Here is a 13,763-nt window from a genome sequence, read left to right on the forward strand (position 1 = left end):
CAACATCAACTTAGAGCACGTGCTGCTCCCAATCGTTATCACGCCGATCCTAGGCTTCCACCACATCAGCCACCGCCCCCATCACCACTGGACGCGTCTGACATCATTTGCTGCTGAGAGCGCGCAGCAAGCGTCATCACAGGGCCTGTTGGGTTCTTGTCGATCTCCCCGCGCTCGCGCTGGAATTGCACCATCTCCTGCGTCCGTTGTTGATCCAATGCCTCCGTCTTCTGCAAGGTCTCATTGATGCCAGGCGATGGCGTGTTGAGCGAAGTTTCCGAGTGAAAGCCGGGCGTTTTTCCAAAGACAAAGGCGACATCATCTTGGATGATCACTTTCCGGAGTTGATCCGCGCGCTCGATCCCTGACTCTTTGACGGCATGGAGCACTTCGACCGTTTTCTCATCAGATGTGCCCCTCGGGAGCTGCGCCTGGATGGCAGAGAACAAGGGGTAGTCCCGATGATCCGAGGGAAACCCCTGCTGAGGGACATCTTGAGAGGGTCTCGCTTGCTCGACCCGATCCTCATCGTTCATACCTGGGTTTGAACGCCCGCCAGCCCCACCGAAGCTCGGCGATGACGTATAGGAGGACGACGTGCGCTCAGGCAAGACGATCTCTGCCGGCGCTTCGCTCTGTGTTGGGATTGCCGGCGACGGCGCTCGCACCGCCTCTTGCTGCGTTGCCTGCAATAGAACAGCCGATGGCGCGTCGTTCTGCGGCATTCCTACTCGGGCTTGCTGCTCGCTGCCCTGCTCCACTGCTGCATTTGCCGATGCAGGCTCCGTGGGTTTCAGAGCTTCTCGGCGCGCGTGTTGTGCCTGGGACAATGCAGCATCCAAGTCTTGGCCGGCAACGCCCGTTGCAGGCAAACCCTGGTCTTGCTGGAACCGCCTTACCGCATGTTCGGTCTCTGGACCATAGTGCCCGTCTTGCGGCACGGCCTGACCGTTTGGCCCCCGGGCATCCACTTGCTGCAATCGATACTGCAAGAACTCGACCTCTTGTCCCCGGTCGCCGAGGCGCAGCCCTTCCACCTCATGCGATGACGGCGGCGCTGGAACAGTTGCCCGGGTTGGGATTTCCTCACGAGGCGTGAGAGCTGATGAAGGCGATCCGACGCTCGGCGCAGATGCGCTTGCCGTGGGTGGGTCTACTGCCTCTGCATTAGGCTGGACTGCACCGGCTGTCGGGGGTGCGGCAACCTCAGGTGTTCTGGTTTCTTGGGGTTCGCGTTGCGGGACAGACTCGGGCTTCGGTTCGGCAGGCTTGGCAACCGGGCGCACGTCTTCTGGCAGCGGCGCGTTGACGGATGCAGGCATCACGACCGGAGCAGGCGTTGCCATCTCCGCAGCAGCAGCAGGCGCGTCGGGTGTGCGTGCAACGTCTCGATCTCGCTGCACGTCAATGGCTGCCTGAGGCGCTTGGCTTTCGTCTACACGCGGAGCGGTGACCGTCGTTGCGGCGAAACTTGCGACCTGTTGCGCTTCTTGCGTCGAAACGCCCTGCCGATTGGCCTCCCGCAAGGCTTGCTCATAGGCGTCACGTTCTTGGGGCGATTGCGCATCAATGCGCAGCTCGGGTGCACCCGTCGAAGGTGGTTGCTCTTGCCGAAGCGATTGCATTTCGCCAAGCGCCTGATGGATCTCATCAGTGCTGGTGGTTGCCGCAACGCGCACCACACCATCGGCGTCACGGCGCAGATGCTGGATGGGGCTGTCCACCGAATATTGGCCGGTCGCATCACGCTCCAACGCCAAAGAGCTGGTCGCCGCATCAATCCCGTTTGCCTCACGGGTTTTTTGCACCGCAAGCTGGATCGCGCCTGCAGTCTGGGCATTGGGCGCAACGCCATAGGCGGCATAGGTCGCTTCGGTATTGGCCTGGTCCTGCTGCTGCAGCGTTGGCGTTTGCCGCGCGGGCATTTGTGCCATTGCCTGCGCATGCTGCTCCAACGCCGGTTGCAAGCGCTCACGCGTTGCATTGAGTTCCAGCGGGACATTGCCTTCGGCAGCAATACCATCATGCCGCCACTGACCCTGGATATCGCGCTGATACTGCTTGCCGTCCGATGCTTGCAGTGAGTCTGGGTTCAAGGCTGTTTGCACGGCCGCTGGCACGGGGCCGAAGTCGTCCCAACCATTGCGCCGATAAGCAGCTTGATAGGTCGCTGCAATCGCAGCTGGGCCACGGGCAATGTTGGCGTCCACCACCTGGGCTGCCTGCTGGTCCAGTGCAGCATTGCGCTCAGGGCTCGCTGGATCAACTGTCCAGACAGGTCGATCGTTCCGATCGACTTCGTCGGCGATCATCCGTGACCACTGGCCACTTGCCGGATCATGCCGCCAATCCCGTGCGTAGAGATGCGCCGCATCTGCCTCACTGGATGGCTGCACATAGGGATTACTGGGTTGCACCTTGCCCAGCGCCTGCTCGGTCGCTTCGCTACTTGCGTGATAGTTCAGCTCGCGCGCTTTTTCAGGCAGCGCGAACATGCCCTGCTTCTGTGGGGTATCCGCGCCATCGTTTTGCAGGTCTGCCTTTTCTTGGCGAAGCCACTGGCTGCCATTGGACTCCCAACTCACGCTCTGCTTGTCGGTTTGTGTATAGATCTGACGGTTGTCCCAAAGCGTCACGGCCTTGTCGGCAGCGGCACTGAATAGATAACCATCAGCCACCACCAGCGCGACGGGGCCGGCACCGGTGGTGCCAACAACGGCAGCGGTAGCAGCGCCGCCTGCCCAGCCGCCCGCGCCCCGGGCAGCAAAGTGCAACGCTTCCGAGCGCGCAGCGGTGAGGTTGTCTTGTGCCAACAGCGTGCCAACACGCTCGCCGGTTTGAGACGCGTCGTAGGCGGTGGCAGCAACACCCAAACCCGTAAGCCCTGCTGTCATCCCGGCGCGACGCAAGCCTGGGATCTCAGGCTCAGGCGTGGTCTGGATATTGCGTCCCTGCCACTCATCCCAGCGCTGCTGACCCGCTTGGGCATGCTCGGTTGGCGGGCTCATACGCTGACTGAGCGGAAGCGTGCTCTGGTCTAACGCCTTTGATGTTCCCTCAATGGCCGTTCCGCGAAAATACTCTCTGTTGTCGAGCCTCAGAACTTTGTTCTCGCGGAGCGCATCATCACTGGCCGGGATGCGCAGCATGCCTTCGTGTTCACGCGCACGGGCCACGATCAGTTCAAAGGCTGCTTGCTGACCGAGCCGGTCTTTCACACCGGCCAGCGCTTCACGTGGAAGGCCCTCAATCGAGGTGACGTTTGGATTGGCAAGAATGCGAGGCACTTCAATTTCGCCAAAGACACGGCTTGGCTGAGCGTCGCCCACGATGGCATGAACCTCACCTACGGTTGCATCTGCAAACCGTCCAGACGCATCTGCCCAAGGACCTTGCGTAGGGTGGTAAAGCCACTCTGTGGCAGGCCCACGATGAGACCCGTCTATCAGCTCACGAGGCGAAATTTCGTAGATGTCGGCGAGCGCGGTATAGAACTCACGGGAATTAAGAAACTTCGATGCCTGACTTTTATCGATAACCCGGATGTCTTCGCCAGAATCGATCATCGACCCAATGACATCAGTCGACCAGATGTCTTTCGCTGCCGGGCCACTGTAAAGAACAGTGACCTTGCCTGAGGCATTTGCATCCACCTGCGCGGCGAGCGACCGCAGCGATTCTGGTGTTTGGTAATCGCCAGGGTTCTGACGAATTCTATCGATTGCGTCCTGGGCAGATATCGAGCCATTCACACCAAGCACCCCTCATCGACTTCAAAAACGATGTGGTAGTCCGTGTTCCTGGAATGGACGCCAAAATCCTTGTATGCAAGCAAGGCTTCTTTGAGGTCAGCTATGAATTGCTCCCTGTCAGCCTTGAGATGCTCAGGCAGTCCCTCTCCACCATTGATCCACATAAGTCTCCAATGGGACCAGCCGGGCTGACCTCGCGCGCCTCCACCGTCGACCAAATCCAGTCTCAGCGTCAGGAGCTCGCCATGCCAATAGAAGGAGAACTTTGTCTGGTTTCTGACCTCGATTTCGGTGCCGCCACCGTTTGCGACATTGCGCAAATACATGTCGCGATCACGATCAATTGTCCAGTCTCTCGCATTGGTGCCACCGACCACGAAGCCTCTGTCGATCGCTTCTAGGTCGTATTTAACAACATCTGGCTCAGGAATAAATTCATTTACAAATGGCATCTTCATTTCCCGGCAATGGCTTGGATTTTTTCGTCAAGAGCTACTTTCATGAGCCCGAGACGGCGGCAGATAACTTCTTCACCTCGGCTTTTGGTAGCAGCCGTTTGGTGAAGTAGGTATCTTCGTAGTACTTGATCTTCTCGCAGAGCACCGGGCTTGGGATGCCTTCATAGAGAAAGACCTCCTTGTCAAAGCCCATCGCTTTCAACTCTTGCGGCAGCATCAAGGCACGGCGTTGCTCGGTTTCGGAGTAGGACACGCTGCTTTGCTTGCCACTGGTTTGCGACTTGTTCTTCTTGCGCACCGTGGTGTAGCCAAGCATGTCCGAGTAGTCGTTGGCGTCTTGCTGCTCGCGTGGGGCGTAGACGATTTGCAACGCATGGTTGGTGATGATGGTGCGCGAGACATCCTTGCCATAGGTCGCGTCCAGCTGCGCCATGCTCTGGATGATGGGCAGCAAGCGGATGTTGTAGCCGGCCATGTAGCTCACCGCGCTTGCGATGATGTCGACCCGGCCAATTGCCGTGAACTCATCCATCAGCAGCAAGCACTGGTGTTTGAGCGCCGGGTTGTTCTGCGGCAGCTCTTTCGTGTTGAGGTTGATGAGCTGACTAAACAGCAAGTTGATCAGCAAGCGGCTTTCGGCCAGCTTGTTCGGCTGGATGCCGATGTAGATGCTCATCTTCTTCTTGCGCACATCAGTCAGCAGGAAGTCGTTGCCGCTGGTTGCAGCATCCAGGATCGGATTGATGAACTGGTTGAGCGGCTCCTTGAACGTGCCCATGATCGAGGCGAACGTCTCTTCGGCTTGCGAGAGCAAGTTGTCAAAGGCCATCTTGGCATCGCGTCCCAGGAAGTCGCGCTGCGAGAGCTTTTTGAGGTAGCCCTTCAAGTCGCTCCCATCCCCAGACGACACGCGATAGAGCATCCCAAGGGTTGGGAACATCCAGGTCTCTTTCGGGTGCTTGCGCTTGATCTGATCATCGAGGCTATCGAACAGATAGAGCGTAAACGCCATGAACGCGTTGCGGGCCTGGCTCACCCAGAACTTCTGGGCGTCAGAGCCATCCGGGTAGAGCATCGCCGCAACACTCATCAGATCCGACACGCGAAACGCCGGATCCGGCGAGATGTAGCTCAGTGGATTCCAACGGTGGGTGCGCCCGTCTTCGGCAAAGGGGTTGAACAAAAAGACCTCTTGGCCTTGGCTTTTGCGCCAGCCGGAAGTCAGATCAAAGTTTTCCTGCTTGATGTCCAGGACCACCACTGAGCCTTGGTAGTCGAGCAAATTGGGAATGACGATGCCCACCCCCTTACCGGAACGCGTGGGCGCGGCCAGGATTACAAACTGTTGCCCAGGTAGGCGCACCAACTTGCCACCGTGCTTCCCAACCACAATGCCGGTTGGCGACGGTTTGAGCATGTCCTTCTTGGCCAGATCACTGCCGGAGGCAAAGCGGGCGTCGCCATGCAAGGCGGCGGCCTTCGGCTTGAACAGCGGGATCAGCAATGCGATCCAGGCCAGCAGCGGCACACCAAAGCCGATGGCGCCAGCCAGCTTGATCTTGGTGGCATAGGGAGCGAACTGCGGGAGGTCGAGCGCTTTGACGTAAGACCGGTAGGTGTCGACGCTGAGCGGCCCAGCCACCTTTAACAGCATCAAGATCAACTGACCGGAGAGGTAGACCCCTGCGGTGAGGGCGATGAGCAAGAGCGCGATGGCGACACTGAGCTTGGTCTTGCCGGTCATGACGCGCTGCCTTCCATCTGTGATCCCTGGCTTGTTTGAAAACGACCGTCCGCTCGCAAGATTACAGGATCACATCGCCCGCTCAGATCGGATGGGTGTTGGCATCTGTGTAGGAATTGTCTGATCTGCACGCATGCCAAGACACCAGCAAGGACCTTCTCACTATGCGCCAGAGGGATCGCTGCGCTTGGCTTTGAGCTGCAATTCGGCCACGACTTTTCGCTGCTCCTCGACGGAGAGCTTGGCGAGCGCCTGGATGGCGTCTGCCAACTCATCGGTCTCGGCGAAGAAGGCAGCCAGTGGCATGCCGAGGGCATCGGCCAGGCGCTTGGCGGTGCGCAAATCGCACTCGTTGACACCCTTCTCGTAACGATTGATGCGTGTCCTGGCCACCTCAGGTGCCAGTCCAGCGGCAACCCCCAAGGCTTCCTGGGTCAGCTCGGCCTTCTGGCGCGCATGACGGAGGCGGTTGGCAAAGATGAGACGAGCGTCGTCCAGATCCAAAATGTGACCACAAGCATGCAATGACGTGTTTGAGCATGAGGTCTCCGACTTGCCTTGTCTGTTACTTTATCAGTAACATGGTTCCGTCAGCCAATCAACTGTGACTGCCAAGCACCAACACCGGTCATTCCTGCCGGTGTGCGGAGGCTTGCAGTCATTGAGCATGCCGGCAATCAGGGCATCCGAACCTGTCGGTCTGGTGGATCCCCAGCGCTCTTCCCTTCCTCTTTTGGAGATGCACATGTCAAAGCTTTGTTTGGCCCTGGTTGGCCTGATGTCGGTCTGTTTGGCCAGCTGCTCGGGCGGCGGCCCCGCTGAGACTGAGCGGGAGCACGCTTTTTTGCAGTTCGTCAAAGCGAACAGCAATGAAGAGGCGCGCATCGAAGACTTCGAGAGCAATCAGTGCACGAAGGCGGAAGGTGCGCCCAGCTACACCTGTGACGTAAGTGCCAAGGTTGAAGCCATGGAGCGGGACTTTGGTCATCAAATGGATGGGGTCTACACCTTCACCAAGGTGGGCGGCACTTGGAAGATCACCGGCCGCGTCCAATAGCCATCCGTCTGCAATCAACGATGGTCCCTTTCTGTTCTCAGGAGTTCACATGACCGTTAGCACGTTTCTCATCTTACTTGTCCTGGGCACAGCGGTGCTGGTCGCCTTTGCCGTCAATCGGGCTGACCGATTGCGCAACCAGCGAGAGGTCTTTGGGCGGGAGTTTGATCGCTTCTATTTTGGGCGACAAGGCGCTTTGGCGATCTCGATTGAGCGGTCGCGGTTGAAAATTCGTGTCGGGAGGACAGTGAAGATCTACCCGTTGATGGATGTTCGCTCCTGGGAGAAGCACTGGCACAACTCAAGGCGGGAAGGCACGATCACGGTCAGCGTTCGAGATGTGGATCATCCAGTCTGGACGATCAAGTTCGGCAGCGAGCGCGAGATGAACCAGTGGTATGAGATCTTGAATCAGGCGATCAATGAGGGCGAGAAGCTCTGACCGCTCGTTTTGCGAGCGGCTAAGGGCGGCTTGACGAAGATCCGCTTTGTGCTACGAATCAAGTGCATCAGCCACTTGGATTCTTCGCCATGCCTCCTTCCGTCAGCCAGCAAGCCTTACCTCTGGACCACCAAGAACATCAACTCCGCCAAGCCCATGTTGAAGGCTGGATCGCCCAACAGCATGCGGCTGGCTTTGGCGTTGATCAGCACATGGCCAACGCCCTCAATGCGTATCTTGATGGCCGCTTCGATCTTCTTGGTTTGCTGACAGAGCTTCGTCGTCCCTACTTGAACTGAGCCCGCCAGTGGGTGACAGCATGATGGGCATCTGCGCCACCGAAGCCTCATCAACAGAAGTGTCCATGTCCGGCCCATGACGCTCTCGCTGGGCCTCTTCCGCCGTGTGGCCATCCGGCACGCTCAACAGTCGCCCCTCTTGGCGGTAGCGGGACAGAAGCTGCTCAAAGCCTTCCTGGCCTTGGACATAGATCCCGTTGCCTCGCGTCGCTTCTAAGCGTTTCGTCAAGGGCCGATGCTCAACCGATTTGCCAATGCCAGCTTGGGCAAGGTGTGCATTGATCCGATCAGCGATCATGGCGCGGATCCATTCGATTTCCTTCTTGCCATTGATGCGCCCGTCTAGCACACGCGTCTTTGTCGTCAGCCCCGAGGCTTCCATCTTTCGCGTCGTGGCAAGCAGATGGCAATAGAAATATCGCGGATCATCTTTGGTCGGGCGATGGTGGCTGGCCTGCAACGCAAAGCCAAAGCGCTCAATCAGGCGATGAGCGATATCGAGCACTAACTCCCAGCGCTTGGGGTCATCGAGTTCGTGCGGCAGCGCAACCGCGAAGTCTCGGCAAACGGTGCTGTTGCGGCGTCGCTCTGCGGCTTCTGCAGCGGCCCAAAGTGCTTGCGGGTCATCCGCCCATGCCGGCGAACCAGGTGGTGCCAGGCAACGCGACTGGATGATGCCCGCCCTACCCCGTAGTCGTGGCGCGCACCCGACTTGGGATCGGTGAGCAAGTAGCCACCGCGATATGCCGCTGCGGCAAGCGCCGAATGCCCTTTGGCTCGGCTGTAAGTTTTGATGCGGGTGTGATAGATGGCCATGTGTGTTTCCTGAGTCAGAGTTCATCAGTTCTGACTCAAGATTTAGCAAGGCTCAAGAGCGTAAGACAGCTATTTTCGAGCGTTCTACTTTGCCTGTTATGGAATCAGGACATACTTCGATCGACCTCAAAGATCCGCCCCAAGCTCACGAAAGGCTGGGCGGGATGACAAAGCTCAACACTCCATGTAGCAAAGCGCTTGACCGCACCACGGGGATGGTCACCAAGGGGCTGTCCATGCATGCCAAACGCGATCTTGTCACCGCATTGGTCGGGAATCTGCCCCGCCACGACCGGTCCATCTGACGTGAGTGAGAGTGATGCAGTATCCACCACGTCATGCGCCGGGAGCACCCCCTCTTTCACTGATGCGAACCATCCGAACGGTTCGGCCAGAGTCAGGCATGGTGACATGCCTTTTCCTATCTTGAAGAGCGAGCCTGTGTGCTCGCCTTGGAGCACCAAGAATGCGAGGACAGGCTCAACTTCTTCCTGCTGATTGTTGACCAACAGCGCCCAACTCTCTCGGAAAAGAAAGATGCTGCCAGGCCAAAGATCATTGGGCAGCCGATCTGCAAAAGCTTGTGCGGGAACGCTCATTGATTTCTCCCGGTTGATGTCCTACTGGATCTCAGTTAATCCAACGACGGCGCAGCAGCACGACCAGATCTTCTACGATTCGCTGCATGTCCATGGATAGCGCTTGCCTGACTTGGTGGGCTGGCGTGAGAAGTACCGGTTCTTGATGCTCTCCCTGTCTCCAAGGCACTTGCATGCTGTTGGGACTTGCTTCGTGCTCTGCGCGGGTCCTCCAAGCGCCGGCATGCTCTCCCAGCAATCGCACAGCAGAAACGACATGGCTAAGCCGTTCGGTGGGGTCAATCTGACCCAGGAGCCAGGCGGCATAGGCGATCGCCGCTTCGAGCTTCTCAGCGACGCTTTCTTCCAAGACGACTGGTAGCCCCATGCCGCGCTCTGGTGGCGGAACAGGCAAACTGATCAGGACATCTCCGTTGGGCCAAAGTCGGATCGACGCGCCGTCACTGCGCTGCGCTTCCTGGACCAGCACGAGCGCCTCACCGTTCAAGCCCGCCTTCATCCCTAGGCTCCGATCGAAAACGGCTGGGGCTCCAAAGAGTGCGTGCTTTTGCATGGCATCAAGGAGGGGCTGAGCTTCCATCTCGGCGGGGCGAAGCACTGTTGAGTCCGGTCCAGCTGCAACAGCAAGCTGCAAGACCGTGCCACTTTGCTGATAGCCGCGCTCGATCCGTGGGAAGAGTGTCAGTGCACGATCGCGCAGTCCTGCTGGGTCAAGGGGGGCAACTGCTTGCATCAGCTGGAACTTATGGATAGCGCGCGCCGCCTTTGGGCCTAGGTCATCTGCTGAGACGAAGCCATCCCAGTGCTGACCACCTTGCCACTTGCCAATCTCCTTAATCAGTGCGGCTTGATCCAGTTCCGCCTCCATGCCGGACTGCGCAAACATCAGGAGCGGCTTACGGTTCCGGGCCTCATTTACCTCCTCGTGGGTAGCCGAGACGCCTCCTGCCTGCTTGGCTCCGTAGCGAGGCCCAAGGACGAGCATGACGAGGTCCGCCTCGCGCACGCCATTGAGGCATGCGACCTGGGGAGAGCTGGCACGCGCTCCAAAGTCCTCCGCCATGATGGCTTCATGACCGAAAAGCTCGATGGCCTGCTTGACCGCTGCTCGCTCGGCTTCCATTCCCGTGATAAGCGAACTGATGAAGATTTTCATGTATTACCCATGTTGAGCGGTGGGATAACGCTAGCCTTGACTTGGCGAAAACCAGGTGACCATCATTACTTCAAGCAGGGCTATGGGGTCTTTCGCTGCCGGCGGAGTTCAAGTCGCTTTTCAGCTCGGGCAATGCGCTCTTGTTGACGCTTGATGTATGCATCGCCCTTCCGCACGCGGACCATCATGCCTGCCGGGAACACAACGCAAAAATAAATCACTAAACCAACGCACCACAGTCCTGGCGTGAGTAGCTTCATGCCACCATCCATAAAGGCCAGCGGCAGCAGCATCAGCCCAATAGCCAATGCGCCGAAACAGTAAATGCCTTGAAGCAATAGGAAATGCGTGATGTGGACAGGGTCAGCCCTGAGCAACTCAATCTTCCTCAGTTCAGCTCGATTGATCATCAAGCCAAATTTCTCATCCCAAAAGCTAAGCTTATCGAACGCCCACTTCGCAACAATGAGAACAGCTGCTGCAACCAGGCTACCGACCACGCCAGATACATCGAACGGGATGCCCATTTGTCGAACTCCATTAGTAGTTAATCAAGAGAACCAAGGCACAGCCTTGCAGATCCGGACGCCCATAAGCTCCGGTCTCCGAGCGCTATCTCAGACTACTTATGTCTCAAAAGCTGAGACTGCGTTTCGGGAGTTTGCTAAGGCAGAACACAGTGAACTCGGATTGCCTAACTGTTTTCTTAGAACCTGTTCACGATCTTTCCTGATTGGTGCAGACTCTGCGGATGCGCCAAAAAACCTATCCGAGCGACATGAGCCGGGAGCGTTTCGAACACATCCTCCCGATCCTGGAACAAGCGCGCAAGCGCACCAAGCCACGCCGAGTGGATATGTATGAGGTGTGGTGCGCAGTGTTGTACGTGCTGCGAACCGGTTGCCAATGGCGAGCGCTACCCAGCGACTTTCCGAAGTGGCGGACCGTGCACGCGTACTTTGCCAAGTGGAGCGAGTGCGACGATGAAGGAGTGAGCCTGCTGGAGCGGGCGCTCAAAAAATCAGGTTGGCGTGGCCCGCCAGAAACAGGAGCGCAACATCTTCAGCAGGTTCTTGATCGTGGACGCGCAGAGCGTCAAGAACACGGACACAGCCGGGCAAAAGGGATATGACGCGGGCAAAAAGGTGTCGGGCATCAAGCGGCATATCGCTGTTGATACCCAGGGGTTGCCCCATGCCATCGCGGTGACGACGGCGGAGGTGACCGACCGCAAAGGTGCGCTGCAGGCGCTGGAGCGCTGTCAGTCAAACTTGACGCATGTACAAAGCCTGCTGTGCGACAGTGGTTACACCGGAGTACCGTTTGCCGAAGGCGTACGAGAGATTCTAGGCGAGCAGCTCACGGTGCAGATTGCCAAGCGCAGCGAACTGCACACCTTCAAGGTCATGCCCAAGCGCTGGATCGTCGAGCGCAGTTTTGCCTGGCTGGAGAAAAACCGAAGGCTGTGGAAGAACTGCGAGCGCAAACTCAACACCAGCTTGCAGTTCATCCATTTGGCCTTCTTGGCGCTTCTACTCAAAAGATCGTGAACAGGCTCTTAAGAATGATTAGATTAGGCAAACCCCACCCTCGTTTAACTTGCGTTCATTTTTTTAAGTGAGATGTCTCTCACTTTCTCCCGGTTTGTTACTTTTAAACACTACACGTTCGACGCAGTGTCAGGTCAACATGCCCGAACCCGCAGCAACCGGTTGGTCGCAATCTTTCAGCACGCTCAACAATCAGAGTGCCAAGTTGCCGGTCTGGTGGGCTTTCGTACACGCAGTATCGCGCGCAATCACCGGAGCTTCAGTCGCTGCAATTCCATGCGGTACCGACGTGCGCCAGATTCGAATGGATATCAACGCCACGCGCATTGACGATCCGGTCCTGGCTCAGGAAGTTGCTGACTTCACGCGCGATTGTTACGGGCCGGCGCGTGCCAAGTTGTTCATGAACCGCCCGCAGCTCGATGACACGCAAATGCATGATGTGTCTTGGATCGGCTCATCGTATTTCGTTGATACCAGCGGTTTCTACGACACCTATCACGCCAAGACTCCGCGAGACGGCTGGGCTTACGAGAGCAACCGGGATGCGGGGCTTACGCAGGTGCCCAGCGGCGCGGGCTATCCGACATGTGGCCAGTGGTGGAGCGATAGCAGCAACGGATTACGCGCTCGATTGCTGTCCCAAGTCGATCCAAGCTTGCTCAATCGGGTGGCTGGTTGGGCAGGCTTTTTGAGCCGCCAGGAGGTAGATGACTCGGTGATTCGAGCGATTGCTTCACCACGTCAGCAGAAGCTCAATCAGGGCTCGGTCTACACCGATTATGGCGGTCAGATTGACAAGACATTGCCCAACGTCGTCAATCGTGCAGCCAGCGATGTTGGCCTTGCGGTCGGTTCGCTTGCAGCTTTCCCGGCAATGGATGTGGTGCGCCAGGCTCTGCCGATGGTGCTGTCGCTGTTGAAGATGGCCTTGGTGATCTGCATACCGCTGGTTTTAGTGGTGGGGACTTACGACCTGAAAACGTTGGTGACTGTCAGCATCGTGCAGTTCGCATTGTTCTTCGTGGATTTCTGGTTCCAGCTCGCACGTTGGATCGACAGCACCATTCTGGACGCGCTTTATGGGTGGGGATTCGGCTACAACCGGCCGCATGCAAACTTTGACCCGCTAGCAGGCTTAAACAACGCGTTTGGCGACCTGCTGCTGATGTTTGTGATGGGGACGATGTTTCTGGTCCTGCCAACATTTTGGGTTGCTGCACTGGGTTGGGTCGGAGTACGAGCAGGTGTGATAGCTCAAAACCTCGCCACAGGTAGCAAGGATGCAAGGGACGCTGCAGCATCGGGCACCAACAAACTGATCCGCTGATCCCGGATGCGGCCTGCCCCTAGTTATCGTAGGGACTATTGGGGTCGTGCGGGTCAAGTCGGTGGCCTTCGGAGGAATAGAGCCCGAATCCTGCCTCTCCGTGCCGCATTTCCTCGCGCGGCTCTAGCGAGTCATCGGGGCCGTAGGCTCGCCCCGCAAGTCCGCGAGCAAGTAGCACCGCAAACGCTAACAACAGCGTGAGCCAGAATGCGGTGTAGAGCAGTACAGCCACTGCCGCGGCCTTCACAAACCAAAACAAGACTGCCGCTAAACCGATTGGAACGCCCTTGGATGAGAGCGATATCGTGAGTCTCCGCTCGACCTGGACATATGAGCGCCAAGCTTTGCCAAGCCAGCGACCTATCTTCTCCGGATTGCTGCTTTGAGGGTTCGTCTTCATGGCTATCACCTATCTCGGGGCGATATGTCTACGGTCCAGTTTGCCTTTTCCCGGGCATGGGGGCCAACAATGAGTTTTCGTCGGCACATGAGTCAGTTGGTTAGGCAATGCATGCTGGCCAAGTATGATTAGATCTATGCGTAAAATTCAACTATGAGGC

12 protein-coding genes and 1 pseudogene are annotated in these 13,763 nt (G+C 57.7%); 4 read left to right on the forward strand and 9 right to left on the reverse strand.

The genetic code is table 11. The features are described from left to right. Positions 1-65: 65 nt before the first annotated feature. The 4 genes from PD885_RS14225 to PD885_RS14245 form a co-directional block, all read right to left on the reverse strand. Complete coding sequence (locus PD885_RS14225) at positions 66-3,008, reverse strand: peptidoglycan-binding domain-containing protein (protein ID WP_040762871.1); 2,943 nt, start codon at positions 3,006-3,008, stop codon at positions 66-68. Between the two features lie 740 nt (positions 3,009-3,748). Beyond that, positions 3,749-4,210 carry a hypothetical protein gene (locus PD885_RS14235; protein ID WP_002811373.1) on the reverse strand — a complete coding sequence of 154 codons (462 nt, stop codon included), beginning with the start codon at positions 4,208-4,210 and terminating at the stop codon, positions 3,749-3,751. A gap of 40 nt (positions 4,211-4,250) precedes the next feature. Beyond that, positions 4,251-5,954, reverse strand: coding sequence for a type IV secretory system conjugative DNA transfer family protein (locus tag PD885_RS14240; protein ID WP_002811375.1), 1,704 nt, complete (start codon positions 5,952-5,954; stop codon positions 4,251-4,253). A 162-nt stretch (positions 5,955-6,116) separates the two neighbouring features. Continuing rightward, on the reverse strand, positions 6,117-6,458 hold the full coding sequence (locus PD885_RS14245; protein WP_002811377.1) for a helix-turn-helix domain-containing protein: 342 nt from the start codon (positions 6,456-6,458) through the stop codon (positions 6,117-6,119). 235 nt (positions 6,459-6,693) lie between these two features. Between PD885_RS14245 and PD885_RS14250 the strand changes: the two genes are divergently transcribed. Together PD885_RS14250 and PD885_RS14255 are read left to right on the forward strand one after the other, a co-directional pair. Beyond that, complete coding sequence (locus PD885_RS14250) at positions 6,694-7,011, forward strand: hypothetical protein (RefSeq protein ID WP_006449057.1); 318 nt, start codon at positions 6,694-6,696, stop codon at positions 7,009-7,011. Between the two features lie 49 nt (positions 7,012-7,060). Then, complete coding sequence (locus PD885_RS14255) at positions 7,061-7,453, forward strand: hypothetical protein (RefSeq protein WP_088056947.1); 393 nt, start codon at positions 7,061-7,063, stop codon at positions 7,451-7,453. A 225-nt stretch (positions 7,454-7,678) separates the two neighbouring features. Here the strand turns inward: PD885_RS14255 and PD885_RS14260 are convergent, their stop codons facing one another. The 4 genes from PD885_RS14260 to PD885_RS14275 form a co-directional block, all read right to left on the reverse strand. Continuing rightward, complete coding sequence (locus PD885_RS14260; RefSeq protein WP_231892717.1) at positions 7,679-8,593, reverse strand: MobA/MobL family protein; 915 nt, start codon at positions 8,591-8,593, stop codon at positions 7,679-7,681. 79 nt (positions 8,594-8,672) lie between these two features. Then, on the reverse strand, positions 8,673-9,167 hold the full coding sequence (locus PD885_RS14265) for a hypothetical protein (RefSeq protein ID WP_002811384.1): 495 nt from the start codon (positions 9,165-9,167) through the stop codon (positions 8,673-8,675). A gap of 31 nt (positions 9,168-9,198) precedes the next feature. Beyond that, on the reverse strand, positions 9,199-10,323 hold the full coding sequence (locus PD885_RS14270) for a DUF4062 domain-containing protein (protein ID WP_002811386.1): 1,125 nt from the start codon (positions 10,321-10,323) through the stop codon (positions 9,199-9,201). Positions 10,324-10,403: 80 nt separating this feature from the next. Beyond that, the gene (locus PD885_RS14275) at positions 10,404-10,850 is read right to left on the reverse strand and encodes a hypothetical protein (protein ID WP_002811388.1); all 447 of its coding nucleotides are present in this window, start codon (positions 10,848-10,850) and stop codon (positions 10,404-10,406) included. Positions 10,851-11,074: 224 nt separating this feature from the next. Between PD885_RS14275 and PD885_RS14280 the strand changes: the two genes are divergently transcribed. Together PD885_RS14280 and PD885_RS14285 are read left to right on the forward strand one after the other, a co-directional pair. Beyond that, a protein-coding gene (locus PD885_RS14280; protein WP_088056611.1) for an IS5 family transposase occupies positions 11,075-11,873 on the forward strand; the annotation gives its coding sequence in 2 pieces (ribosomal slippage) (positions 11,075-11,346 and positions 11,345-11,873; 801 coding nt in all). Between the two features lie 106 nt (positions 11,874-11,979). Beyond that, positions 11,980-13,203 (forward strand): annotated as a pseudogene (locus tag PD885_RS14285) (conjugal transfer protein TraG); the annotation flags it as partial. 19 nt (positions 13,204-13,222) lie between these two features. Here PD885_RS14285 and PD885_RS14290 read toward each other — a convergent pair. Further along, entirely contained in the window at positions 13,223-13,603 is a 381-nt protein-coding gene (locus tag PD885_RS14290; protein WP_002811392.1) for a DUF3742 family protein, read from the reverse strand. Positions 13,604-13,763: the final 160 nt, after the last annotated feature.

The organism is Xanthomonas fragariae, from assembly GCF_900183975.1.
Lineage (GTDB): Bacteria > Pseudomonadota > Gammaproteobacteria > Xanthomonadales > Xanthomonadaceae > Xanthomonas > Xanthomonas fragariae.

Coding starts and splice junctions, on each gene's coding strand:
- PD885_RS14225 (WP_040762871.1), bottom strand. CDS start 3,008: ATGAGCCCGCCAACCGAGCATGCCCAAGCGGGTCAGCAGCGCTGGGAT.
- PD885_RS14235 (WP_002811373.1), bottom strand. CDS start 4,210: ATGAAGATGCCATTTGTAAATGAATTTATTCCTGAGCCAGATGTTGTT.
- PD885_RS14240 (WP_002811375.1), bottom strand. CDS start 5,954: ATGACCGGCAAGACCAAGCTCAGTGTCGCCATCGCGCTCTTGCTCATC.
- PD885_RS14250 (WP_006449057.1), top strand. CDS start 6,694: ATGCACATGTCAAAGCTTTGTTTGGCCCTGGTTGGCCTGATGTCGGTC.
- PD885_RS14255 (WP_088056947.1), top strand. CDS start 7,061: ATGACCGTTAGCACGTTTCTCATCTTACTTGTCCTGGGCACAGCGGTG.
- PD885_RS14260 (WP_231892717.1), bottom strand. CDS start 8,593: ATGAACTCTGACTCAGGAAACACACATGGCCATCTATCACACCCGCAT.
- PD885_RS14265 (WP_002811384.1), bottom strand. CDS start 9,167: ATGAGCGTTCCCGCACAAGCTTTTGCAGATCGGCTGCCCAATGATCTT.
- PD885_RS14270 (WP_002811386.1), bottom strand. CDS start 10,323: ATGAAAATCTTCATCAGTTCGCTTATCACGGGAATGGAAGCCGAGCGA.
- PD885_RS14275 (WP_002811388.1), bottom strand. CDS start 10,850: ATGGGCATCCCGTTCGATGTATCTGGCGTGGTCGGTAGCCTGGTTGCA.
- PD885_RS14290 (WP_002811392.1), bottom strand. CDS start 13,603: ATGAAGACGAACCCTCAAAGCAGCAATCCGGAGAAGATAGGTCGCTGG.